Origin of the sequence: Bradyrhizobium sp. AZCC 1678, from assembly GCF_036924765.1 — a bacterium.
In the GTDB taxonomy this organism is placed as follows: Bacteria; Pseudomonadota; Alphaproteobacteria; order Rhizobiales; family Xanthobacteraceae; genus Bradyrhizobium; species Bradyrhizobium algeriense.
Genome location: NZ_JAZHSE010000001.1, coordinates 3925603 through 3950830 on the forward strand (window position 1 = coordinate 3925603; position 25228 = coordinate 3950830).

Sequence of the window (25228 nt, forward strand, 5' to 3'; positions counted from 1 at the left end):
ATCATGACTGTCAGCGTCACATCTACCGAAGCCCATGAGGGGCACGCAACCTCAGGCTTTTTGGCCCTGACGCTGGGTAGCATCGGCGTCGTGTTCGGCGATATCGGCACCTCGCCGCTGTATGCGTTCCGCGAGGCCGTCACCCACGCCGCGAATGGGGCGCCGGTGTCGCGTACCATCGTTCTCGGCGTGCTCTCGCTGATCCTGTGGTCGTTGTTCATCGTCGTGACCGCCAAATATGTGCTGCTGCTGTTGCGCGCCGACAACAACGGCGAGGGCGGTACGCTGTCGCTGATGGCGCTGGGACAGCGGGCGTTGGGCCGGCGGAGCTGGCCGTTGCTGGCGCTCGGCGTCGTCGGCGCCTCGATGTTCATCGGCGATTCCATGATTACGCCGGCGATTTCGGTGTTGTCTGCGGTTGAAGGTCTCAAGCTAGTCACTCCTGCGCTCGAACATTATGTGGTGCCGCTGACGATCTTCATTCTGGTCGTGCTGTTCTCGGTGCAGAGCAGCGGCACCGCGCGCGTCGCCTCGGCCTTCGGGCCGGTCATGGTGGTCTGGTTCGCGACATTGGCGGTGTTGGGCCTGATCCACATCAGCGACGATCCCACGGTGCTCTACGCGATCAATCCCTGGTACGCGATCCAGTTCATGCTTTCCCATGGCGTCATCGGCCTGGTGACGATGGGCCTGGTGTTTCTGGCCGTGACCGGCGGCGAGGCGCTTTATGCGGATCTCGGCCATTTCGGACGCAAGCCGATCCAGACCGGCTGGTTCTATTTTGTGTTGCCCGCGCTCCTGATCAATTATTTCGGGCAGGGCGCGCTGGTGCTGGCCGACCCGGCGGCGATCGAAAATCCGTTCTACCGGCTGGTCCCCGGCGTCCTCTTGCTGCCGCTGGTGGTGCTGGCGACCGCTGCGACCGTGATCGCAAGCCAGGCGGTGATAACCGGTGCCTTTTCGCTGATCCGCCAGGCCGTGCAGCTTGGCCTGCTGCCGCGCTTCGAGGTTCGCTATACCTCGGAAACCCATGCCGGCCAGATCTATCTGCCGCGCGTCAACCGGCTGCTGCTGATCGGCGTCGTGCTGCTGGTGCTGTTGTTCCGCACCTCGAGCGGTCTGGCTTCGGCCTACGGCATTGCCGTCTCCACGACCATGGTGGTCGATGGCATCATGGGTTTTGTCGTGGTCTGGAAACTGTGGAACTGGCGCGCGGCGACCGCGGCGGCCGTGATCGTGCCCTTTGTGATCATCGACATGAGCTTCTTTGCCGCGAACCTGTTGAAGCTGCTCGAAGGCGCCTGGGTGCCGCTGCTGTTCGGCGTTGCCGTCGCGGTGATGATCTGGACCTGGCGCCGCGGCGCGGCGATTCTGACCGCGAAGACACGGCGCATCGAGGTGCCGCTGGCGGACCTGATCAAGAGCCTGGAAAAGCGGCCGCCGCACATCGTCAAGGGAACGGCGGTGTTCCTGACCTCCGATCCGAGCTTCGTGCCGACTGCGATGATGCACAATCTCAAGCACAACAAGGTGCTGCACGAGCACAATGTGATCCTGACCATCGAAACCGCCCAGACGCCGCGCGTCGATCCGGCCGAGCGCGTCAAGATGGAAACCATCAGCGAGAAGTTCTCTCTCGTGCGGCTGCGGTTCGGCTTCATGGAATCGCCGAACGTGCCCAAGGCGCTGGTGATCGCGCGCAAGCTCGGCTGGCAGTTCGACATCATGGCGACGTCGTTCTTCGTGTCGCGGCGGTCGCTAAAGCCCTCGGCGCAGTCGGGCATGCCGCTATGGCAGGATCATCTGTTCATCGCGATGAGCCGGTCGGCCAATGATGCCACCGACTACTTCCAGATCCCGACGGGGAGGGTGGTGGAGGTCGGAACTCAGGTAACTATCTGACCAACCAACGAGATTCCTCAGGTAAGCCCTCCGATCTATGCGTTGGACGCATAGCAAGGGCCCAGATACAATATAACCTATGCGTTCGCGGTAGGAGTATAGCCCTGCCGTCCTGAATTGTGCGTTGCAATAAGCAATCGAGGCGCAAATCCCATGTCATCTGTAAGTGCGGTCACCGCGGCGGAAACGCCCGCGGCCAACGGTCATGGCGAAACGCATTCCACCGCCGGCTTCAAGGCCCTGATGCTCGGCAGCATCGGTGTCGTCTACGGCGACATCGGCACCAGCCCGCTCTACGCGTTGCGCGAAGCCATCGTCGCGGCCAGCGGGCACGCGGGCACCGCCAGCCCGCAGGCGGTGCTGGGCGTATTGTCGCTGATCCTGTGGGCGCTGATCGTCGTGGTGACGCTGAAATACGTTGTCATCCTGCTGCGCGCCGACAACAACGGCGAGGGCGGGACGCTGGCGCTGATGGCGCTGGCGCAGCGTGCGGTCACCAAGGGCGGCGGTGCGATCGTGCTGCTCGGCATCATCTCTGGTGCGCTGTTCTACGGCGACGCAGTCCTGACGCCGGCGCTATCGGTATTGTCTGCGATCGAGGGCATCAAGCTCGTCACGGTGACCTTCGAACACTATGTCGTACCGCTGACATTGGTCATTCTGGTTGCGCTGTTTGCGGTCCAGTCCCACGGCACCGCGCGCGTTGCCGCATTCTTCGGACCGATCATGTGCGTGTGGTTCGCTGTCATCGCGATCGCTGCCGTGCCGCAGATCATGCTCCATCCCGAGGTGCTGTCGGCATTCAATCCGCTTCACGCGGTTTCCTTCATGCTCCATCACGGCATGATCGGCTTCATCACGCTCGGCGCGGTGTTTTTGGCGGTCACCGGTGCGGAAGCGCTTTATGCCGACCTCGGCCATTTCGGAAAGCGGCCGATCCAGACCGCGTGGCTCTTCATCGTGCTGCCGTCGCTAGCGATAAATTATTTAGGGCAGGGCGCGCTTCTCATTGCCGATCCCAAGGCGATCGAAAATCCGTTCTTCCTGATGTTCCCGGACTGGGCGCTGATCCCGATGGTGGCGCTGGCGACGGCGGCGACCGTAATTGCGAGCCAGGCCGTCATCACCGGCGCCTATTCGCTGACGCGGCAGGCAATCCAGCTCGGCCTGATGCCGCGGTTCGAAATCCGCCATACGTCGGAAGCCCATTCCGGCCAGATCTACATTCCGCGCATCAACATGCTGCTGTTCGCTGCGGTGATGCTGCTGGTGGTCCTGTTCCGGTCGTCGAGCGCGCTGGCTGCGGCCTACGGCATCTCCGTGACCGGGACCATGGTGGTCACGGCCATGATGGGCTTTGTCGTGATCTGGCGGGTCTGGAAATGGTCGCCGCTTGCGGCCGCAGCCCTGATCGCGCCGTTTTTGTTCCTCGACATCACCTTCCTCGCCGCCAATCTGTTGAAGGTGTTCGAGGGCGGCTGGGTGCCGTTGGCGCTCGGCGGCATCGTGATGCTCCTGATGTACACGTGGCGTCGCGGCAGCAAGCTGTTGTTCGAGAAGTCGCGCAAGCTCGAATTCCCGCTGGCCGACCTCGTGGCGATGCTGGAGAAGCGCCCGCCGCAGCGGGTGCCCGGCACGGCGGTGTTCCTGACCTCCGATCCCGAATGCGCGCCGACGGCGCTGATGCACAGCCTGAAGCACTACAAGGTGCTGCATGAGAAGAACGTCATCCTCACCATCGAGACCGCGCCGACGCCGCGGATCGACGATAGTGAGCGGGTGCGGATGGAGCAGCTCAGCGAGACCTTCTCGCGGGTGACGCTGAAGTTCGGCTTCATGGAATCGCCTAACGTGCCGAAGACGCTGGCGATCGCCCGCAAGCTCGGCTGGCAGTTCGACATCATGTCGACGTCGTTCTTCCTGTCCCGCCGCGCGCTGAAGCCGGCCGCGCATTCGGGCATGCCGCGCTGGCAGGATCTGCTGTTCATCCGCCTCAGCCAATCCGCCAACGACGCCACGGATTATTTCCAGATCCCGACCGGGCGGGTGGTGGAAGTGGGAACGCAGGTCACGATCTAGGAGGGGGAGCCCGCAAGTTCCGCCTGATTTTGTCGCCGGATGGCAACAGCTTGATTGTTTTTTTGGGCGGAACAGAACATCTGACTCCACACGCATCCCGGTTTGGATCAGTCTCCTGATGCCGGGGGTCGGCGGATCGGAGTTTTACCCGGCGGGCCGCAGGGCGCGAATGCCTGCGGCATTTCATGCGGACTTTGCTCGGAAGCCTTGAGTGGCAATATTCCGATGCGACGATCTGACATTGTGAGGAGTAGCGCAAATGAGTTTCAGCGCGAACGACCATTCCAACTCCGATAATCCGGAAGATCCGCTGTACTACGCACCGCGCTCGGCGCGCGGCATGGCGAACCCGCGATCCAACGCGGCACCGCAGACGAGATCAGACCATTTGCATCCCACGCCCCCTTTGTCTCGTTATGATGAGATGCGCGAGGAAGCTTTCGCCAAATTCACCCGTCCGCTGGAGTCCCAGTTCGTTTACGAACGCCGTCCACGACGCGGACTGCTCGCCACTGCGGGCGCAATTGCCGCGGCGATCGGCGTTACTGCGATCCTGGCGCTCGTTTTGTTCAACGTGTTTCCAAGGTCAAAAACTGATCCCTCGGAGATCGCCGTCTCCATTTCAACCCCTGCATCGGCGACGCCGGCCCCGGTGACGACCGAAGACTCCCAGGCGCTGCTTCAAGGATTCAAGCAGTTTCAAAGGATACAAGAAGGCCAAGACCCGGCTGTTTCCGAACCAGCCTCCGCTGGAACGGCTAAAGAGGCGCCCGAAAAATCCCAGGCTCTGCTTGAAAAATTCATGCAGTGGCAGCAGAGGAAATAGCGTCAGGCGCAGGGAAGGCCGGCCGGCGCGATCGTCCTGAGACCGCAAATGGACGCCGCCGGACTTAGTCTAGCCATTTCGACAGCCTGGCAGCCGTTTCCGAATAAAGAGGCAGCCGTCGCAGGAAGTATCAGTCTCGCAAAGGTAACGGGCTGCGTGCCGACCGCGGCTCTCGCGGGCCTGAGTCGATCAGAAGATCGATCTAGTCTAGCTCACCGGCGGGTTCCAGTACGCCACGCAACCAAAGCCGGTTCCCATTAATACCGTAGTATCCCTTGTGCATTCCGCAAGTTTCCTGTGTCTATGGCATGTAATTGGCATGACAGGGCGCAAGTTGATCCGTAACCTTCGCGTTGGGCGTGCATCAGGGGGCAGGAACAGGGGTGTTTGTCACTGGCATAAGCTGGACAGCTTTACATAGTCATCGGCCGCGGCGGGATGTCGTCGTCGACCTCACGCCAGGCATTTCACTCGCTTTGGTGCGCTGCGCGCTGCCGATGCAAATGCTGAGGGTTTCCCGGTGCGGCACTACCGTGGAGATTTATTGGCCGTGGGGTGAGGCAGGCGTTTACCTGCGATGCCGTATCGAGCTGAACTCGAAAGATCGGGACCTGTTGCGGCATCGGCGGCTCGCCCATCAGACAGCGAACTATCAATCATCGGCATTGGCGATCCTTGCAATGATGTTGCTGCTCGCGATGTGTGGTTGGATCGTCGGTGGGACCGAGGGCATGCGGCGCGCGTTACAGGGAACCGCCCCCCGCCCCGATGGCACGGTCATCTCGCGCGAGAGCATGTATCGCTGGTTCGGCGCCCGCCTGCTGTCTCACGCCCAGGTGCCGGAGTTGTTCGCCATTCTGACGAGGGTTTGCGGCCGAGCCGGCTTGGCTCGAGTGCCGGAGCTTTATTGTCTACCGGCGCCAAGCGATATGAATGCCTACGCGCTCGGCGGACCGGAACGCAGCGCCATCGTCTTAACTGAAGGGCTGTTGCGCGGCATGACGCGCGAAGAGATTGCCGGGATCTTGGCCCACGAAGTGGCGCATATCCGCAACAATGACACCTGGACGATGAGCTGGGCGACTGCATTGCGTCGTGCGATCGATTGGACCTCGCTCGCCGGTCTCGCCCTGCTGCGAACGCGACATAACCACGGCGCGATGAGGGTAAGCCAGCCATTGGCTGCGCTGCTGAGCGCAGCTCCGACGCTCGGTCAGCTGCTTGGACTGGCGCTGTCGCGCGTCCGCGAACTGGATGCGGATGCAACCGCGCTAGAATTGACCGGCGACTCGCGGGCACTCATCGCCGCACTCGATAAGCTGGAGCGCCATCATACCGGCTCTGCGCCAATGGCTGTGCCTGCATTCGGGCATGATCCCATGCGCTTGCTTCGCAGCCACCCCGCTACCTCCGAGCGGGTCGGTACTCTACTCAACCTCACTTTTTAGCAATCGCGTGAGCCGAAGCAGATGCGCTTCGGCAAGAGGGCTGGCTGACAAGATCCGCGCGTCCTGGAATTTTCATAGAGTTGCCACCAAAATATCGCCGCCTGTCCGCGAAACTATTCGCGCTTGAGCGCGTTCGGGGAAAAATCAGTGATCAATCGCAGAGCGTCTGAGCGGACGTAAGTAGCTGGCCTCCAGGAGATGGCTAGTAAGAAACGACAAACCCGCTCCTGCATCTCTCAACGGCTTTGTTTTGCCGCCTTATGCTTCTCATTCGTTTGTTGCCTTGAGGAAGGCCGTTCGCGTGCCTCAAGGCAGACATGACCTATTGCTGCGATTTGTCCGGCGTTGAGCATTTGAATTTGAAAAATGCAAAGCCGTCACAAACCGGCGTGACGGACTGTGCCACCGAAGGACCTCGCATGCTGAGGCTCTGCAAAGGACTTTGGGCTGAGGGCACCAACCATCGCAAGGAGAACGGCGATGACCTACTTTGATTACCTCGCGCATAATCCGCAGTTCGGACAGTTCGGCCCGCAACAACAAGGGGGATGGGGAGCATTAGGTTCGCAAGGCGGTGTTGGACTCGGACAGGCGGCCTACGGCCAGCAATATGGGCAATACGGCGGTCAGCAGCCCTTCGGCGCATTCGGATATAGCCCCGGCTGGGGCGGGCAACCGACGGGATGGGGCCAGCAGTGGGGCGGCCAACAGCGCCAGCTTTCGCAACAAGACGTGAACGAGGTCGTGCGTCAACTGGTACCGGCGCTGCCTCAAATGCTCGCGCAAGCACAAAATCCGTTCGGCGGAATCGGCTACGCGGCCTACGGCCAAGCGCCGCGGCAGCTGAGCCCGCAGGACGTGAATGAAGTCGTGCGGCAAATCCTGCCCATCGTTCCGCAGATCGTTGGAATGCTGCAGAGCCAGCAGCAACCTCACTATGCGGCCATGCAGGGCGGCCTCGGTCAGGGTCAGTTTGGAGGCCTCGGTCAGCAACTCGGAGGCCTCGGCCAACCCGGTCTCGGCCATCCAGCGCAAGCCTGGGGCACTCAGTTTGGCGCACCTCAGTTCCAGTCAGCGTTCGGCGGTCCCATGGCCTTTGGCCAACAGCGACAACTGACGCAGCAGGATATGGCCGACATTACGCGCCAGCTGATCGGCGTCATTCCTCAGGTCATAGGTAACCTTCAGGCCTATAGCCAACAGCGGATGATCTGAGCGCAATTCGCGGCCAGTCCGCAAGGTAATCAGCGACCGCCGCCCGAAGCGGCGGTTGCGCTCGCTGCCGTTATGCTTCCCTCCGGAGGAGAACATCCATGTCCGATTCCAATCCTTCTGGCGCAACTGCGTCACAGCCACGCCCGGCAGACATTCAGCAGCTCGTCGCGCTGCTCGGCAATTTGATGCCGCTTCTCATGCGCCTTCAGTTTCAACCATTTGAGCAAATGTTCCAAACCATGCCCGGTAGCCTGCCGATACCGAACCCGGTCCTCGATCGTCAGGCTGCGGAGAACATGATCGGCGATATGGTCGCGGAATCGCTGCGCTCGCTTTCCGCCTTTCTCGCAGCCAACGCAGTACAGCATGCCGGCCTGGAGAACTGCGTGCCGATCGTGACCCAAGCCGCGCACAGGTTTGCCGCGCGGGACTATGCGCAGGCCTTCGACCTGATCGGGCAGGCCTATCGCATGATCGAAATCGTCCGCGCAGCTGATCCGCGCGTTCCGCTGGTGCGACAGGCTTCGACCGATCAGACTCAACCCTCAATCCACTAAAGGTGGGAGGCGACACCATGGCAGCAAGCTCAGATGATGCGCGCTCCACGGCGAGCGGCGACCGACGCAAATCATCACGTGACGCGCGCTCGGCGCCGGCCGGTGATCGACGCAAACCGGCCCGCACCAGTCAGTACATGATCGCGCCGGCGGGACCTGGCGTAAGCGGTCAAGAGCTGGCCGAGCAACTCAACCAGTTCGGCAACATCGAGATCCTGCGGACCCGTGAGCGGCGCGACACCACTGTCCCGCCAATTGCGGTCGTGCGCATACCTGACGACGCCGCCACCGCACTGCGCCGCTCCGCGGCCGGCAGCTTGATCATCGAGCCGGACCTCCATTTGCGAGCTGCATCATTCGCTGGCGCGTCATCGGTTCTCCCGACGGCCGCGATGATGACCGCGTTCGGGCCGGATTTGAAGGTGACGATCCGGATCGTGAGCGAAGCCGGCACGCCCGTGGAGCAGGCGGCGGTGCGGCTCATCGGCGAGCAGGTGTCAGTTCAGGGACTGACGGATAGCGACGGCAGATTAGATCTGACGCTGCAAGGCGAGCAGCCGGACACGGTCGCTGCCATATTTGTCAATCCGCGTTCCGGCTTTTGGGGCCTGTGGCAACATCGGCCTCATCTCGACGCCGATGCGGTGAACATCTTCACCCTAAAACCGTTGTCGCTGTCGGAGGCGCTGGATTGGGGGGGCGCAGCCATGCAGCTTGACCGGATCCCGAAGCAATGCCGCGGCGCCGGAGTCAGGATCGCTCTGATCGACAGTGGCGTTGCGACCAGCCACAAGCGATTGACCGGGATCGATCACGGTATCGACATCAGGAGCGCCGAAGCAAAATCCTGGTCGAAGGACGCAATCGGCCACGGCACGCCATGCGCGGGCCTTATCAGTGCCGCGCCTCAGATAGCGCATGGCGTACGGGGTTACGCGCCGGACAGCGAGCTGCATGTCTGCAAGCTTCCGTCCGATGCCTATTGCAGCGATCTGATCGTGGCGCTCGACTATTGCCTGCAGAACGCCATCGACGTGGCGTGTCTGGGATTCGGTTGCGAGCGCGGCTCGGCTCTGGTTGAGCAACGCATCGCTGAGGCAAAACAGCATGGCATGAGCCTCATCGCGGCTGCCGGAAATTCCGCAGGAGCGGTGCCGTTTCCGGCTTGCTCCCCGAACGTCATGGCGGTTGGTGCGGTCGGACAAGCGGGAAGCTTCCCGGAAGACAGTCCGCAGGCGGCGCAAGCGGCGGCAGCCATCGCGCTCGCCGGCGGGTTCTTCGTACCGCCGTTTTCCTGTCGCGGGCCCGAGCTCGACCTCTGCGCGCCTGGCGTTGCGATCATTGCCTGCCAGTCCCCTGACAGTTACGCGGTCTGTGACGGGACCTCGCTCGCGGCTGCCCACGTTACCGCACTCGCAGCCCTGATCCTCGCCGATCACAGTGATTTCAAGGGCAGTTTCGCTGCCAGAGATTTGCAACGCGTCGAACGGCTGTTCCAGATTCTCAAGGATACCGCGCAGCCGATCGGTCATCCCTGGCAGACCGGGGCTGGGCTACCGAACGCGGCGCGTGCGCTTGGCATCTGGTCTGAGCAGCGAGCGACAGTCGTGCCGCTGAATGTCGGATTGGGTCAGATGCGCAGCGCCATTCGGCAGCTCGATCAGATTCAGTTCGGCGCAAGCGACGTGATGCCGTTCGAGCTGCCGCGTGGTCCGGCCAGGGTGAGTAGCCTGCCGCTGAGTTCGGGACCTCTGGCGTTCCAGGCCGACGGCGGCGAGAAAGCAAGCATCCACGAACTCAAGGCAGCAATGGCGTTCGCTGGTTTGGCGGCAGAACGCTAAAGCGCGATGGCTCTAAGTCGAATCGCAATCGCGCTTTAGTCGGTTGCGTCCGTCGCATTTAAAATAGCGTCAGGACCAGGGACGGTCGGACCGCAGCGATCGTTCTGAAACCGCAAACGGACGCCACCAGATCTTACGGCGCGTGAACATCAGCCGCGTCGCGCCGCTTTGATCGCGGCGACGTCGATTTTCTTCATGCCCATCATGGCATCGAATGCGCGCTTTGCTTCAGCGCCGCCGGCCGCCAGCGCCTCTGTCAGCACGCGCGGCGTGATTTGCCAGGAGACGCCCCACTTGTCCTTGCACCAGCCGCACGCACTCTCCTGGCCTCCATTGCCGACAATGGCGTTCCAGTAGCGGTCGGTCTCCTGCTGATCATCGGTGGCGATCTGAAACGAGAAAGCTTCGTTATGCTTGAACGCGGGGCCGTTGAGACCAATACACGGGACGCCGGCGACCGTGAATTCTACCGTCAGCACGTCGCCCTGCTTGCCGGAGGGGTAGTCGCTGGGTGCCCGGTGGACGGCGCCCACGGCGCTGTCGGGAAAGGTTTCGGCGTAGAAGCGGGCCGCAGCTTCCGCGTCCTTCTCGTACCACAGGCAAATCGTGTTCTTGACCATTGCTCGTCCTTTCGCTGGGCTTGCGCGCCGTTCTATCGATGCCGTGCTGTCTCGGCCGCTCTTCATCCTTAGGCTCTCCCAACGCAAGAGGCGAAGTCGGGTTCGATGAGAATCCTCGGCTTTTTGGGAACGGAGGTCACGAGCTACAGCGAGAACTTATAGTAGAGAATGAGCCGCTCACGCCCGCAGAACAGCTAGCGGATACACTCAGGTCAAGGCATAGACCTTGGCCTCCCAGGGAAAGATCGGCTCCCGGTCGACCCATTCGGGCGGCACGTCGCGATTCTGCGTAATCTCGCGCCAGCGCATGCCCGGCGGGGTCATTGGCCAGTTCGGCACGCGGTATTCGGAAGCTGGGGCGAACGGCAGCGCGGTTTCAAAATCCGAAAAATTCGCGACGACGATCACAGGGTGGTCGATGCCCGGCCGGCCCCGCTGCCAGACGAGCACGCGTTTACCCTCCTCGAAATCGACGTGGATGAACTGCGTGTCGTTGACAGCAAGTGCGCCAGACCTCGTGCGAAAACGGACGAGGCGGGCGCAATATTCGAATACGCGCCGGCGCCAAGGGTCCTGCAGGCGATCGAAGTTCACGGGATCGATCTGCTTTTGCGGATGGACGACCGCGAGGTCATGCTGGTCGGCGAACTCTTCGCCTGCGAAAATCATGGGTATGCCGACGGCAGTCATCAGACAGACGAATGCAAGCTTGATCCGTCGCTCCGTATTCCAAACGCCATTGTTGTTGAGAAGATTGTACAGGCGCTCGTTCCTGACGCCCTCAACATCGTGCGAGGTCACGTAGTTGATCGCTTGAGACCCATCGGCGAAGCCAAGCAGACGGCAGTCGATCAGTTTGCGCACCGTCCACTCGAAACTCGGCTCCTTTTCGTCATTTTGTCCGATGATTGCATACCGAACCATCCGCTTGAACTCTTCGTTCCACAGGCCGTCGAGGCGGTTCTGGCGCAGAAGATCAATCGGCACCGCCAGATCCTCTCCGACGACGAGGAAGCGTTCGTCGGCACCCTGTGCCGGCAGGCCCTGCGCCAGCCACCGCGAGCGCCATATGTTTCGGGCAAGATCCTTGTACTCCTGTACGAAGTCCCAGTTCATGATGTTGGGCACGCTGTCCATCCGAATGCCATCGACCCGAAAGTCGAGCATCCAGCGCGCAAGGCAGGTTAGCATGAGGCGACGCGCCGGCACGAGGCGCGCGGGTCCCCCGGTGATCGGGTCGTAGGCGTCGGTCAAGAAGTTATACTTGAAGAGGTCACCGCCAAAGTCGTCCCGGGCGTCCTCCTCCGGATCATCAGTCCCACGGTGGACGTGGAAGTCGAGGAAATTGACGTACCGATAAGCATACCGTGTCGCGAAGGCCATCACGACGTCGGTGAAGAACCGAAGGCGGTGTCGATGGCAGGCGGTAACAAGCGCCGCAAGATCGGCGGACGCCGTCGGCGAGGCATGGCCTCTCGGAAATCCCAAATCAAAATCGGCGGCGAAATAGTTGCTCGTCGCGTAGCCCCACTCGCGGTTGACGAAGCTGTCGGCCGGAGGCAACAGCTCGAGAGCGTTGACGCCGAGGTCTTCGAGATGTGCCTCGCCGGGTGCGAGCGCAGCTACGCCCGCGAAATTGGTCGGTGCCGCGGTCCGCTCCACGAGCGCAAGGACGTCACGGAAAGTCCCGCCGGCGATGCTGACGGTGCCCTCTGTCTCAATCCGGCTCCAGCGCGTTGGCAGCTCGTAGATGACGAGACGGTTGTTGGCGGGGAGGGTGTCGAGCCGCGGGTCGTTCTGCCAGTCCGGTTCGTCGCCGGCGGGATCGCAGGGCACCAGCTCGTTTTCCCGCCACTTCACGACGGCCGCCGGGCCGCGGTCGTCGTCGGTGAACGGGAGCGGCAGTGCCGGTGCGCGCAGTCGCCAATCCACCGTCCAGGCGGTCGGGTCCGTGCACAGGATGCGGGCCGACACCGGCGTCTTCGGGTTCACGTTGGTGACTTCAAACCAATAGTGATAGACGCGGCTGTCCGCCAGCCCGCAGGCTGCGGCCGCTATTTCCCATAGATCGGCCGAGACCGGTGAAACCGCCAAATCGAACCTGTTCAGCGGCTGAAAGCTCGGCGGGTTTCCCTCGATGAACGTGCCGATGACAAGGGCAGGGGGCGGGTTCACGCTCCCTGGGCGCCAGAGCATGAAATGGCTTCGCTTCCTCTGCAGAAGATCAAAGGGCATCGGACTTAGTCCCCCGGATGTCTGCGGCACCGCGCCGCGACGGCATGCGCTTGCCGATCCGCCGTGATCGGGACGCTGGCTGCCGAAATCATCCCGCGCCGGTACGTCGTCCTGATGAACATAACGCGATACCGCCCTACTGCGGAGATCGCAGTTCGATGCCGTAGCGGGCGTAGATCCGCGCGATGGTGCCATCGGCCAGCAGGGCCTCGATCGCCGCATCGACACGCTGCCGCAGCTTGTCGTCGGGGCGAAGCAGCCCGGCCGCAATATTCCAGTTCAGATCCTGGTCGTTGTCGAACGCTGGAATCAGGCGCAGCGGCTTGTCGGCATGTTGCAGGTTGAACCAGCCGACCGTCATCGGTGTGACGGCGGCGGCCTCGATCTCGCGATTGGCCAGTGCTGCAACAATATCGTCCTCGAACACGAACGGAGATGTCGCGGCGCCCCCCTTGGCGAGCGTCATCGAAACCAGCGAGCCGACCGGTACCCCGACCCGCTGATCGGAACCGAGATTGGCCAGCGACGAGGCGTGCGAATCGCTGCGCACCGCGAGCACGACGCCGCTGCGATGGTAGGGACGCGAAATCCGTACACCGCCCGCGGGCGGCGTATCCTTGCGGGCGATGACGTCGAGCACGAGGTCGCAATCGGCGCGGCGATACTGGATCGCACTGACCACCCACTCCCGCGTCAGCTTGACACCGAGTTGCTCGGCAATTTTCTCGCCGAGCTCGATCTGAAACCCCGGGACCGGTCCGGTCTTGCTTGCAAACGGCAGCGCATTGGGGCTGGCGCAGAGCGTCAATGCGCCGCGCTCGATGACGGTTTCCAGCGAGCGGGCATCTGCCGGCGCGTTCCAGAGCATCAGCAGCGAGAGGCTGGCCGCGTATCGGGCGAGCCGATATCGCGGTTTCCACGCCGCGCTAGTCATCGAGCCCCCGAATGTAGGCCAGGATCGCGATGATCTGGCCGTCAGTGAACACCGACCCATAGGCGGGCATGGCGCCGACCTTGCCCTTCTTGATACGCTCGATGAGGTATTCGTCGCTGCGCTCGGACTTCGACAGCTTCGGACCTTTGCCCGCATGGCGGCCGCCATCCTGGTGACAAAAGCCGCAGGTCGTGGCGAACATTTTCCCGCCTTCGATGTCGTCCGGCGAGGCTTCGGCTTGCGGCAGCGGATTTGCAGCGTCCGGCGAGGTGGACTGTTGGGCAAACGAGGCGGTCGACAGCCATGGCCATATGATGGCCAGGGAAACAACAATTACAAACGGTATTCGCATTCCGGCATCCGCATTCATCGCAAGGGCGGCAGGGTCTTGATCGCAAGGGCGGCAAGGAGATCGATCCCCGCCGCCCACGCTATCGTCATTGTCTGAGCGTGAAGACAACCAGGGCACCGGTATTCTTCGGCATGCTCTTGAAGGGCTCGCCAAAGAGCCCGACAAATTCGTCGCCCACCAGGGTGCCCCAGCCCGCCGGTACGGCGATGTACTGCTTGCCACCAGCCATGTAGCTGATGATGCCGGCATTATGCCCGATGCCGTTGTTGCGCGACCAGAGCTCTTCGCCGGTGTCCGCATTGTAGGCGTGCACGATGCCTTCGGCGTCCGGCACGAATACCAGATTGCCCGCAGTGGCGAGAACGCTGGCGAGCGGCGGGTACTTGTAGTTGACCTCCCACTTCTTGGCGCCGGTGACCGGGTCGCGGGCGCTAAGATGACCACGGGCCGGTCCGTCCGGAGGCGCCACAGGCTTGAACGTGGCGCCGAGGTTGAGCTGGGCCATCGGCTCCAGGATCGGCGTGGTCTTCTCGACGGTCAGCTCCATGCACCACTCCTGCCCGATCCGGTAGAAGAGCCCGTTCTTGGGGCTGTAGGCGCCAGAGTTCCAGCTGATGCCGCCCATGATCGCCGGGCACAATGGCGGGTCGACCTTGCCTTCCGAGAGGTCACGGCGGCCGATCAACTCGCCGGTCTTCGGATCGATGCTCTTGACGAAGTTGATATTCTTTACCAGCGGCCAGACGTTCTCGATCTTGGCGTTGGAACGATCATAGACGAAGATGTGTCCGCCCTTGTTGGCGTGCACGACGAGCTTCTTGCCGCCACGCTCGATCATGACGAATTCGCCGACGGAAGAGTCGAAGTCCCAGGCGTCGTGCGGCAGCTCCTGATGGTGGAATTTGAGCTTGCCGCTATCAGGATCGAGCGCGATGACCGATGTCGTGTAGAGATTGTCGCCCGGCCGCGGCCCGCTCTTCTTCCAGTCCGCGCCCGCCCAGTCGTAGAGCGGCGCCGGGTTGGCGGTGCCCCACCACACCGTATTGCTTTCCGGATCGTAGGTTCCGGGCATCCAGCCGCCGCCGCCGCCGGTCCGCCAGGAATCACCACCCCAGGTCTTCATGGCCTCTTCGGTGCCGGCGACCGTGAAGAACTCCCATTTCTTCTGTCCGGTCTTGCCGTCCACGCCGAAGATCGGTCCGCGATGGGGCCATTCGCCGCCCTGGGCACCAATGATCACCTTGTCCTTCACCACCAGCGGCGCGCCGGTGAAGCCGACCGTCATCCTCTTGGAATCCAGCAGCTTGGTGTCCCACACCGGCTTGCCGTCCTTGAGATTGAGCGCGATCAGGCGCCCATCGACCGTGCCGACGTAGAGATTGCCGTGGCCGATGGCGATGCCGCGGTTGTACGGCGAGTGCGTTTGCTTGGCGACCAGTTCCTCGTCGAGCTCCGGCGCGAAGGCCCAGATCGTCTTGCCGGTCGCGCCGTCCAGCGCGTAGACGCGGCTGTAGGAACCCGAATAGTACAGCACGCCGTCAAGGGCCAGCGGCGTTGACTGAATGCCGCGGGTGGCGCGCTCCGGAAAGTGCATCCAGGCGACCTCGAGATTCTTGACGTTGCCGGTATTGATCTGGTCGAGGCCGCTGTAATGGTAGGACTTGTAGGTGCCGTGGTACGTCGGCCAGTCGTTCTGGGCAGCCTCGGCATTCAGCGCCGCGTCTTGAGGCTGCGTCGGCGCTTGAGCGTGCGTTGGCGAGACGGTGACCAAGGCAGCCACCGCCAGCACAGCGCAGCCGGCGAGATATCGTTCATGGAAAGTCATCTGCGTCCTCCCTTTGTAGTTTGTTTGTTGGGCCGAATTTTCGTCCGCGACCCTTGGCAGGATGTCGTGGCGTCAACGCCTCCTAGGGTCGGAAGTTCGAAATAGATGGCATGGGCCGGCGGGGCTGCCATCGCGAAGAAGCGGCAGCACGTCTTGCGGCCCGAGTGAGAAGCGGGCAGAGGATCGGGCGAAGGATTGTCTTCGAAGAGGGCGCCATGTCAGAGCACGGCGGCACATGCGATCACTGCCAGCGCTTGCCTGCCCCATGCTGCCCCCGGCGATGTCGGTGCACTGCACCATGACATGTCCCTCGATGCGCACGCCCATTAGTTGACCGGATTGTTGTTTTTTTGTGGAGCGCCTGTCGGGCGGTGGCAACCTTGAGCTGAAGCCGCAGTCACTCCGGCCACGGCGCAGGAGGACAAGCGATGGCGCCGCGCAAGCGTGTCGAGCACAGCATCACCACCGAGTACCACGGCAGCGGGGTTGTGCTCATTCCGGTAAACCCACCGGTCGCGCCGGTCGCAAATGACGGCGGCGTTTGGACAGTGTGACTGCCGGATTACATCGCTTGCGCCAATCGAGGTTTGAGCATTGAATTCGGCGATGATACGCCACTACCGCAAGTGGCTTTTCAAGTGTGCCTGCGCTCTCGCGGGATGAAGCGATCAAGAGAGTCGCTTGGGCACGAAGCGCGTGTGATGGTTTCATCCGTAGCTAAGCAGAGAGGTACGCCTCGTTATCCTCCTGACTGATCGGGAGTGGCCAAACTCGCACCCTCATGCGCGCACTGACCAGCACAGTCGACGCCAAAAAGGGAGAAGAACAATGAGCACCTGGCTTAGTGAGCGTGAGCAACGTCTCGTCGCGGGCGCGGAAGCGGCATCAGCGGCAACGCCGATTCCCACTCAGATTGTCTCCAACGGCGAGTATCTGCCACCCCGGCAGAGCGCCACGCAAAAGAAGGTCGAGGCGCGGATCAACGAGCTCGCCGACGTCAATGGCAAGCACCTCGGCTTGAGCCGCAGGCAGTTCCTGCACACGAGCTGCGGCATGGCGGCGGCATTCCTCGCCATGAACGACATCTACGGCAATGTCTTCCAGGTCGCGCCTGCCGAGGCCCGCGAGCCCGAGCTGATGCTGGCGCGCGCGCAAGGCCTCGCCGGCCAGTTCATCTTCGACGTCCAGACCCATTTCGTGCGCGACGATTTCGACCACAAGGAGCTCTTGGACCTGGCCGGGTTTGCGAGCCAGCACTGGAATCCGAAGATGAAGGAGGAGGGCGTCTCCTCGCTCGCCCGCTACAAGTTCCAGAATTATGTGAAAGAGATCTACTACGACAGCGACACCAACATGGCGCTCTTGAGCGGCGCGCCGTTCGACGATCCGAGCTGGTGGCTTCTCTCCAACGAGCAGATCGTCAAGGCGCGCGAGCTGATCAACGACTTCGCGGGCTCGCGCCGCCTGCTGGCGCACAGCGTCATTACCCCGAAGCAGCCCGGCTGGATGGAGGAGGTCGACAAGGCAATCGAGGTCTACAAGCCGGATTCCTGGAAGTCCTACACGATCGGCGACCCGCTGGCGCCCTCGAAATTCCCATGGCGGCTCGACGACGAGCAGGTGATGTATCCGTTCTACGAAAAAGCGGTGAAGGCCGGCATCAACACGTTGTGCATCCACAAGGGGCTGCTGCCGCCCGATTACGAGAAGTCGTTCGCCGGCGTGTGGGAATACGCAACCGCGTGGGACATCGGAAAGGCGGCAAAGGACTGGCCGCAGATGAACTTCGTGATCTATCACTCGGCGCTGCGGGCGTTCCTCGAACTGCCGGACAAGGCATGGGCGGAGTTCGAGCAGACCGGCCGCATCCAGTGGGCTACGGATCTTGCGGAAATCCCGCAGAAGTTCGGCGTCACCAATGTCTATGCCGAGCTCGGCACTTCCTTTGCCAACTCGGCGGTGGCGCATCCGAAGTTCTGCGCCGCGCTGGTCGGCACGCTGATCAAGGGCATGGGGGTCGATCACGTCATGTGGGGGACCGATTCGGTCTGGTACGGCTCACCGCAGTGGCAGATCGAAGCGCTGCGCCGCCTCGAAATTCCGGAGGACATGCAGAAGAAATACGGGTTTGCGCCGCTCGGCGATGCCAATAGCGGCGTCAAGCAGCTGATCTTCGGCGGCAACGCCACCAAGTTCTACAAGATCAGGCTGAAAGCGGCTGACAACACCAGAATGCCGGCCTTTTCGGCGGACCGTCTCGCTTCGCTCAAGAACGAGTATGCGCTGGCGGCCGAGGGGCCCTCGAACCTGCGCTACGGCTACGTTCGCGCCGCGTAAATGTCCAACGGCTGCGCCGGCGGAGTGGGCAAGCTTCGCCCGGCGCGGTCGACGCGCGGCTGCGGTGACCAGGATGCAGATCGCCAAATGCAATTTCGGCTTCGAAACCAAAGGACGGTGGGAACTTCCAGGCGACCGCGGGGGCAGGTTTGTAAGGCTCCGCGCGGCAAGGAAACGAAGGGAGCGAAAAAATGGTCGACCCTTATGAATACACCGATAGTATTTTGAAACAATGGGGGCCAGGCGGGACGGCATATCAAGGCGGGCGACAGCTTCCTGCACCTGGCGATCCCAGAAAAGTATTTGTCTCGCACGGCCATGACGACAAAGCCAAAGCGGACGTCACGTCATTCCTTGAGAGCTGCGGTCTCGAGCCGATCGTTCTAGCGGATCAGCCGAGCGGAGGCCGCGCAATTCTTGAAAAGTTTGAAGCCTACAGGGACGTCGGATTTGCGACCGTTCTTCTAACGGCCGACGATCTCGGCCGAGCCAAATCCGATACAGACCTGCAGCCGCGAGCGCGCCAAAATGTTATAATGGAGATGGGCTACTTCATGGCCAAGCTCGGAAGGGGCCGGGTGTGCGTACTGCTACAGGTCGGTGTTGAAATCCCTTCGAACATATTGGGCATCGTCACTATCGGCTATCCCCACGATAGCGAATGGCCAGATGAACTGAGGCGCGAACTGAAGTATGCCGGACTGAAGCTTCGATCCTAGATCGTCATTAGAGGCAGGCCAACCGTCTTGCTTGGTGGACATGGGTACAGCGCAAGATTGGTTGGGTTTCGCGGAGGGATCGTGAGACGACGTGAGTTCATCGCGCTCCTCGGCGGCGCGGCGGCAATCCGGCCATTCGGCGCGCACGCGGAGCGCCCGCCTGCGCGCATCCTCTATTTCACATACTCGGCCGGCTACCGGCATGATGTCATACCGCTTTCCAAGGCTATCCTGACCCGGCTTGGAAGCAATTCGGGTGTCTTTGAAGTCACGGCAACGGAAGACACATCTGAATTTTCCACCGAAAACCTCGAGCGCTACGCCGCGGTGATGTTCTACACGTCAGGAGAGCTTCCGATGAGCGGCGCGCAAAAGGTAGCGCTTCTCAATTTTGTGCGCTCGGGCCGCGGGTTCCTCGGTGTTCATTCGGCGACCGACACATTCTACAATTGGCCGGACTATCTCGATCTGGTCGGCGGCTACTTCAATGGTCATCCCTGGCATCAGGCCGTGACAATCCAGGTTGATCCCAGCGATCCCCTCGTGGCTTTTCTCGGGAATTCGTTGCAAGTCGAGGACGAGATCTACCAGATCAGCGACTTCGACCATCGTGGATCACGCGTGCTGCTGCGCCTCGACCCAGGCTCGGTGGATCTTGGCAAGACCGGCGTGCATCGACGATTCTATGGTTGGCCTCTTGCATGGACGCGATACTACGGCGAGGGACGCGTATTCTATACGGCGCTGGGCCACGAACCGTCAGTCTGGCAGGACGCCCGCTACCAGCGAATCCTGGCGAATGCTGTCCTCTGGTCGATACGAAGGTCGCCCTAGCAGACGCCGTCGCGGCCGCCATTCGTGCGAGGCGGGAACGGCTCTGCTATCCGCGGATCGCCGCATTGGCCTTCGCGGCGGCGTTGGTCATCGCAATCTTCGCTGGATTCGCTCCGGTGACCACTTCATTCACGCCGATCATGAATGCGTCCATGATCGGTCTCGATTGCGGATGGAAAAGGATCGCCTTGGCGCGGTCGACATCGGCATTCTGCAAGTTGGTCAGCGCCGCCTCCGCGGCTTGTGCGCCGAACGCTTTCTTGAAGTCCCCGCTCGACCAGGCCGACACCCGTGTCGTCGCCAGCCCCGCCGCGGCGGTCCGCATCGATGTCGGCTTGCTTGTCGCCCACAGCAGAAACAGGAACGCCGCCCGCTTGTTTCGTGACCTGGAATTGATGCAGGCCTGCCAATGCGACATGAAGGGCACGGACGTGCGACCGGTGGCATGCGGAAAGGCGGCAAACACGGCCTTCCCGGCAACGAGGCTTCTTGCCGGATTGGAGATGTCGGTCGCGAAATTGCTGCTGTCGATCGCCATCGCCGTCCTGCGCTGAAGGAAGTCGTCCAGCACGTGGTACCATTCGTAGCCGCTCACACCGCCAGGCCCGGCTTGACTGAGCAACTTTCCAAACATCTCGATGGCCGCGATTGCTTCGGGGCTTGCGAAAACAGCCTTGTTGTCGCTGACCATGGCCCCGCCATAGGAGAAGACGAAGCTCATGGCCGCCACCGATGAATTGCCGCCGGCTTGAGCCCGCATGGCTATCCCGGACATCTCATCGGTCTTGAGCGCGTTCGCAGTAACAAGCAGCTGCTCGAAAGTCTGCGGAACCGGCAGGTTCTTGGCTGCCAGCGCATCGCCGTTGATGAACAGGGTCACTGCCTCCGAAGTGATCGGCATGGCGTAGCGTTCGCCGTCCCGCCACAACGGAAAGGCCCGGGCTGTCTTGAGAAGGTCGCTCTCGTCATACCAGCCGAGATCGGTCAGCGACTTGTCGGCATAATAGGCGTTCAGCGGCTCGAGCCATCCTGCCGAGATGCCCTGGCCATAGGTCGTCCACATGAAGACGTCGGGGGTGCTGCTGCCACGGTTGAGCTGGATCGGCAGCGCGCCCAGGTACGTCGTCTCCAGCCGGAAGTCGGGAACGACGCTAATACCGGTGAGCTCGGTGAAATCGGGCAAGAGTGGAGTAATCGCGTTCGACCAGGGATGGATCGCGCCCGCGAGCGCGATCGTCTGCCCCGCAAATTGTTTCCAACCTATCGCGGCATTGGCATAGTTCGCCGCGGCATCCTGTACGAAACCCCACCGCGGCAACATGGCAAGGGCCGGCAAAGTTACGCCCGCCGCGCCCAATCCCTTGACGAAACTGCGCCGGCTGGCCGACGCTGGACCGCTCGGCAACTTTCCACGCAACTTTCCACTTGGAGCCATGTGCTCCTCCCGGGGAAGCCGCCTTCACGTGGGCCGGGCCTAACCGTGACGTTCTGGCCCCTTGCGAGGGGCGTAACGGGCCGTTGTAATCTGCGCGTTGAGGGTGCCGGTTCCCGTCTTACCCATGCGACCGTGGCTGCATTTACATTATAATACTGGCAATACTCTGCGTCGGCATTAGAAATCAGCCGCTCACGCGAGCATCGAAGACTTAACGCCAATGTCAGTCCCTCTGAGGCAGTCCTTTCGGTGGTTTGCTCGTCCGCTGGCGCTGGTGGTCGCGGTTCTTCTAACTGTGGTTGTTGCGACCGGGTTTCTCGGTCTCCGATACTTGCAGGAGCGACAAGCGGCAAATCTTGCGCAGGAGCGCAACCGCCAGGTGCTCGAGACGCTGGATCGGCTGAAAGCGGTCATCGCCGACGTGGAGGCCCATAGGCGCGGCTATCTGCTGACTCTCGATCCGCAATACCTCAAGGCCTACGGCGTCTCCGATGAAAGCGTACGGCGGGACGCGCAGGCGCTCCAGGCTCTGGTCGCGGGTGATCCATTGCAGAGCCATCGTGCCGAACATCTGGCGCTGACCGTTGCAGCGAAGCTGCGCGAGATCGATGAAATCGTCAAAACGGTCCGCACCTATTCCGGGCCGGCCGCGCTGGCGATGATCCGCAGCCTGGACGAGATAAGGTCGCAGATCGACCAGATGGTGGACCATGAGCGCTTCCTGCGCGTGGATCAGGAAAGGCGCGCCGAGGCACTCGAACGACGCAAGGCCTGGCTGATCGCGGCCGCGATCGTCATTGTCGCAGTCCTGGCCGGGGTGGCGCTGGCGCTCGCACGGCTCGAAGCAAAAAGGCGGCGTAAGGCGATCGCAGAGAACATCGCGCTCCACGGCGATCTCCTGGCGCGGGACAAGAAGATCCGGCGCCTGGTCGACTCCGACATCGTCGGGATCATCATCTGGGATCTCGAGGGTCGCATATTTGAGGCCAACGATGCGTTTCTCCATATGTTGGGTTACGACCGGGCGGATCTTGCCTCGGGGCGGGTGAACCGGACGGACCTGACGCCGGCGGAATGGCGCGACCGCGACGCACGCACCGTGGACGAGCTGAAGCGGATGGGGACCGTCCAGCCATTCGAGAAAGAGTACTTCCGGAAAGACGGCAGCCGCGTGCCCGTGCTGATGGGCGGAGCAATGTTCGAACAAAGCCAACATCAAGGTGTTGGCTTTGTGCTCGATTTGACCGAGCGCAAGCGGGCGGAAGAGGCGCTGCGGCGGAGCGAGGAGCGCTTTCGCACCCTCGTGCAGTTTTCTTTCGACGTGTACTGGGAGACCGATGCGCAGCATCGCTTCATTCACCAGGAGTTCGCGGAGAACCTTGCCGACGCGCCGGGGTTGGGCTCCGAGATCGGGAAGACACGATGGGAAGTGCCTTACCTGGAGCCTGATGAAGAGGCCTGGCGCAAGCACCGGGAGATGCTCGATGCCCACCTGCCGTTCCGTGATTTTGAGCTCGCACGGCTCGCTCCCGACGGCAGCAAGCGTTACGTCTCCGTCTCCGGGCTGCCGGTGTTTGACGGAAGGGGACGCTTCATCGGCTATCGCGGCGTCGGGCGGCACATCACCGAACGCCGGCGGGCCGAGGAAGCCTTGCGCGCCATGCAGGCGGAACTCGCGCACGTCAATCGCGTCACCACGATGGGACAGCTGGCGGCCTCGATCGCCCATGAGGTCAACCAGCCGATCGCCGCGACGGTTACCAACGCGCAGGCCGCCCTGCGCTGGCTGCGCGCCCAACCGCCCGATCTCGGCGAGGTTCGCGACTCCCTTGCCCGTATCGCCGAGGACGGCAAGCGCGCCGGCAACGTCATCGGCGGTATCAGGGCCCTCATCAACAAGGTGCCGTCGCGGAAAGATCGGTTCGACCTCAACGAAGCCATCCTCGAAATGGTCGCGCTGACCCGAAACGAAGTGCTCAATCAGGGCATCTTGCTGCAGACCGGGCTCGCGCCGGGATTGCCCAGGGTGGATGGCGATCGCACTCAACTGCAGCAGGTGATCCTGAACCTGATCCTCAATGCCATTGAAGCCATGGGCGGCATCGATAAGGGGACGCGCGAGCTACGGATCACCACCGAGAGGGAGGCCGCCGGCGGCGTGCTCGTCACGGTTCGCGATTCCGGCCCGGGCCTGCACCCGGCGGATGTGGAGCGCGTTTTCACGGCCTTCTACACGACGAAGCCCACAGGCATGGGCATGGGCCTCGCGATCTGCCGGTCGATGGTCGAGGCTCACGGGGGACGGATGTGGGCGAGCGCGAATGAACCTCGGGGCGCGGTCTTTCAGTTTACCCTGCCGCTGGAACGAGACGAGAGCGTTCCAGCCCGCGCTTCAGGCGATGGTGATAACGAGGTCCGTGGTGACCGCCCTCAAGCATCAGAAGCAGAACCGTCGGCAACCGACGGCAGATCGGTTCACGCGCGAGACGGCTGCGAATAACCGACTATTAACCATATAAGCGCATGATTTACGCGCTGAATTTGGGAGGGGGCAATCGCACGCGAGTCGTCGCTGCATCGTCCACGCGATGGCTATGCGAGGGAAATCTTGCGACGGGTCTGACACGTAGGGAACGCAGGTGGCCGAAACACCGGATAAGGAAACGCAACAAGACAATCAGCCTGCGACGGCACGGCAGGGGGCTTCGGGCCGGGTACCGGCGATACTGGTGTCTATATCCGCCTTGGCCATCATCGGTGCGGCCACCGCCAATTCTTTGCCGAGTTTCAATGCCTCCTCGTTGCCGAATTTCAATTATCTCTCTTTGCCGAATTTCGATCGCTTCTCTCTGCCAAATATCTCTCTGCCAGATTTCGATGGCTTCTCCTTGCCGAATTTCAATCGCTTCGCCGCACCTGCACATGAGACGGCTTTGGCCCCGTTACCAGATCCCGTCGTCCGCGCGGCACTGAACGATATTCAGTTGTCGCAGCAGCAAAACGCAGCGGTGTTGGTATCGCTCACGCAGACCTCTGCAACTCAACAGGGGGACTTGAAAAGAATATCCCGTCAACTCTCCTCGCTAGCGGCGCAGACGGACGCTCTGCAGAGTGCTGTGACGCCGTTGACGACTTCCAGCATCTCGCATTCAAAACCTCGCGCTCGGGTCGTCCGCACGTCGCGAAAAACAGTCTCCCCACGGCCTAAACCTGTCGGCCCTGTTTCGGTCGGAGGCGCCCCGCTGAGTCCCGCGCCGGCACCGGGTTCGGGTGCATGACAGCTTTGCGGTCCCGGCCTCAAATCTGTGCCGCCGATCGGGCTAACGCAGAAGCGTATCCTGGGCGTTCAGGATTTAAGAGCGCACGCTACGCACTTCGGCCTGGCGGGAGGACGACGACGATCGCGCCCAGCTTCACCCGGTCCACGAGATCGATGATGTCTTCGTTGGTCAAGCGGATGCAGCCGGACGAAATGGCCTGACCGATATATTCCGGCTGGTTGGTGCCGTGGATGCGGTACAGGGTGTCCTTGTTGCCCTCGTAAAGATATAGCGCCCGCGCGCCCAGCGGATTGGCCGGACCTCCGGGAATGCGCTTCGGGTAGGGGCCGAGCCGAGCCTGGATCTCCGCCGTCGGGATCCAGTCCGGCCATTCGGCCGTACGGCCAACCGTGGCGACGCCGGACCAGGCCAGCGCTTCCTCTCCCACCGTCACGCCGTAGCGGATCGCCTTGCCCCCCGGCAGGACGTAATAGAGATAACGCGCGTTGGTATCGACCAGGATCGTGCCCGGCTGCTCTTTGCGCGTGTAGTCGACAATATGTCGGCGATACGTCTCAGGAATGCTCGCCTGCGCATAAGGCGGGTGGGCGAGCAATTGCCGGTCCCTTGGGGTCAAACTGGCGTTCGATGACGGCGCAAGCGTCGCTTGCATGCAGCCGCCGAGCAGCCCTACCAGTAACAACGCGAGCCCACGCCCCATCATCGCGTGTCCTCCAAAGAGTTACATGTTTGCAATTTGTTTGCTCGAAAAGTGCAGAAATCAAGGCGTCGTGCGATTATTGCGTGTC

At 62.0% G+C, this 25228-nt stretch carries 20 protein-coding genes; 13 read left to right on the top strand and 7 right to left on the bottom strand.

What is annotated here, in order from left to right; translation table 11 throughout:
- Positions 1–3 precede the first annotated feature (3 nt).
- The 7 genes from V1294_RS18460 to V1294_RS18490 all read left to right on the top strand — a co-directional run bounded on the left by V1294_RS18460 (position 4) and on the right by V1294_RS18490 (position 9868).
- Complete coding sequence (locus V1294_RS18460; RefSeq protein ID WP_334499123.1) at positions 4–1902, top strand: potassium transporter Kup; 1899 nt, start codon at positions 4–6, stop codon at positions 1900–1902.
- 153 nt (positions 1903–2055) lie between these two features.
- Positions 2056–3981, top strand: coding sequence for a potassium transporter Kup (locus tag V1294_RS18465; protein ID WP_334481538.1), 1926 nt, complete (start codon positions 2056–2058; stop codon positions 3979–3981).
- 259 nt (positions 3982–4240) lie between these two features.
- On the top strand, positions 4241–4807 hold the full coding sequence (locus tag V1294_RS18470; protein WP_334499125.1) for a hypothetical protein: 567 nt from the start codon (positions 4241–4243) through the stop codon (positions 4805–4807).
- A 383-nt stretch (positions 4808–5190) separates the two neighbouring features.
- Positions 5191–6255: a zinc metalloprotease HtpX gene (locus V1294_RS18475; RefSeq protein ID WP_334499127.1), complete on the top strand. Its 1065-nt coding sequence runs from the start codon at positions 5191–5193 to the stop codon at positions 6253–6255.
- Between the two features lie 480 nt (positions 6256–6735).
- Positions 6736–7470: a hypothetical protein gene (locus V1294_RS18480; RefSeq protein ID WP_334499129.1), complete on the top strand. Its 735-nt coding sequence runs from the start codon at positions 6736–6738 to the stop codon at positions 7468–7470.
- Between the two features lie 98 nt (positions 7471–7568).
- Positions 7569–8027 carry a hypothetical protein gene (locus V1294_RS18485; RefSeq protein ID WP_334499131.1) on the top strand — a complete coding sequence of 153 codons (459 nt, stop codon included), beginning with the start codon at positions 7569–7571 and terminating at the stop codon, positions 8025–8027.
- 17 nt (positions 8028–8044) lie between these two features.
- Entirely contained in the window at positions 8045–9868 is a 1824-nt protein-coding gene (locus V1294_RS18490) for a S8 family serine peptidase (protein WP_334499134.1), read from the top strand.
- Positions 9869–10017: 149 nt separating this feature from the next.
- Here the strand turns inward: V1294_RS18490 and V1294_RS18495 are convergent, their stop codons facing one another.
- The 5 genes from V1294_RS18495 to V1294_RS18515 all read right to left on the bottom strand — a co-directional run bounded on the left by V1294_RS18495 (position 10018) and on the right by V1294_RS18515 (position 15834).
- Complete coding sequence (locus V1294_RS18495) at positions 10018–10488, bottom strand: VOC family protein (protein WP_334499136.1); 471 nt, start codon at positions 10486–10488, stop codon at positions 10018–10020.
- Between the two features lie 207 nt (positions 10489–10695).
- Positions 10696–12480 (bottom strand): alpha-amylase family glycosyl hydrolase, encoded by a 1785-nt coding sequence (locus tag V1294_RS18500; RefSeq protein ID WP_334499138.1) that lies wholly within the window; start codon positions 12478–12480, stop codon positions 10696–10698.
- A 379-nt stretch (positions 12481–12859) separates the two neighbouring features.
- Complete coding sequence (locus V1294_RS18505) at positions 12860–13657, bottom strand: substrate-binding periplasmic protein (protein ID WP_334499140.1); 798 nt, start codon at positions 13655–13657, stop codon at positions 12860–12862.
- The gene (locus V1294_RS18510; RefSeq protein WP_334481523.1) at positions 13650–14009 is read right to left on the bottom strand and encodes a c-type cytochrome; all 360 of its coding nucleotides are present in this window, start codon (positions 14007–14009) and stop codon (positions 13650–13652) included. The genes V1294_RS18505 and V1294_RS18510 overlap by 8 nt, the downstream gene beginning before the upstream one ends.
- A gap of 85 nt (positions 14010–14094) precedes the next feature.
- On the bottom strand, positions 14095–15834 hold the full coding sequence (locus V1294_RS18515) for a pyrroloquinoline quinone-dependent dehydrogenase (RefSeq protein ID WP_334481521.1): 1740 nt from the start codon (positions 15832–15834) through the stop codon (positions 14095–14097).
- Between the two features lie 428 nt (positions 15835–16262).
- Here V1294_RS18515 and V1294_RS18520 point away from each other — a divergent pair, with 428 nt between their 5' ends.
- The 4 genes from V1294_RS18520 (at position 16263) to V1294_RS18535 (ending at position 19724) form a co-directional block, all read left to right on the top strand.
- The gene (locus tag V1294_RS18520) at positions 16263–16388 is read left to right on the top strand and encodes a hypothetical protein (protein ID WP_334499142.1); all 126 of its coding nucleotides are present in this window, start codon (positions 16263–16265) and stop codon (positions 16386–16388) included.
- 274 nt (positions 16389–16662) lie between these two features.
- Positions 16663–18171, top strand: a complete 1509-nt coding sequence (locus V1294_RS18525; protein ID WP_334499145.1) for an amidohydrolase family protein — start codon at positions 16663–16665, stop codon at positions 18169–18171.
- Between the two features lie 191 nt (positions 18172–18362).
- The gene (locus tag V1294_RS18530; RefSeq protein ID WP_334481519.1) at positions 18363–18890 is read left to right on the top strand and encodes a nucleotide-binding protein; all 528 of its coding nucleotides are present in this window, start codon (positions 18363–18365) and stop codon (positions 18888–18890) included.
- Between the two features lie 81 nt (positions 18891–18971).
- Positions 18972–19724 (top strand): ThuA domain-containing protein, encoded by a 753-nt coding sequence (locus tag V1294_RS18535; protein ID WP_334481517.1) that lies wholly within the window; start codon positions 18972–18974, stop codon positions 19722–19724.
- A gap of 46 nt (positions 19725–19770) precedes the next feature.
- Here the strand turns inward: V1294_RS18535 and V1294_RS18540 are convergent, their stop codons facing one another.
- On the bottom strand, positions 19771–21159 hold the full coding sequence (locus V1294_RS18540) for an ABC transporter substrate-binding protein (RefSeq protein WP_334481515.1): 1389 nt from the start codon (positions 21157–21159) through the stop codon (positions 19771–19773).
- Positions 21160–21379: 220 nt separating this feature from the next.
- On the opposite strand from V1294_RS18540, the gene V1294_RS18545 reads away from it, so the two are divergent.
- The gene (locus V1294_RS18545) at positions 21380–23659 is read left to right on the top strand and encodes a PAS domain S-box protein (RefSeq protein WP_334499147.1); all 2280 of its coding nucleotides are present in this window, start codon (positions 21380–21382) and stop codon (positions 23657–23659) included.
- 139 nt (positions 23660–23798) lie between these two features.
- On the top strand, positions 23799–24437 hold the full coding sequence (locus tag V1294_RS18550; protein ID WP_334499150.1) for a hypothetical protein: 639 nt from the start codon (positions 23799–23801) through the stop codon (positions 24435–24437).
- A gap of 88 nt (positions 24438–24525) precedes the next feature.
- On the opposite strand, the gene V1294_RS18555 is transcribed toward V1294_RS18550, so the two are convergent.
- Positions 24526–25143: a L,D-transpeptidase gene (locus V1294_RS18555; protein WP_334499152.1), complete on the bottom strand. Its 618-nt coding sequence runs from the start codon at positions 25141–25143 to the stop codon at positions 24526–24528.
- Positions 25144–25228 lie beyond the last annotated feature (85 nt).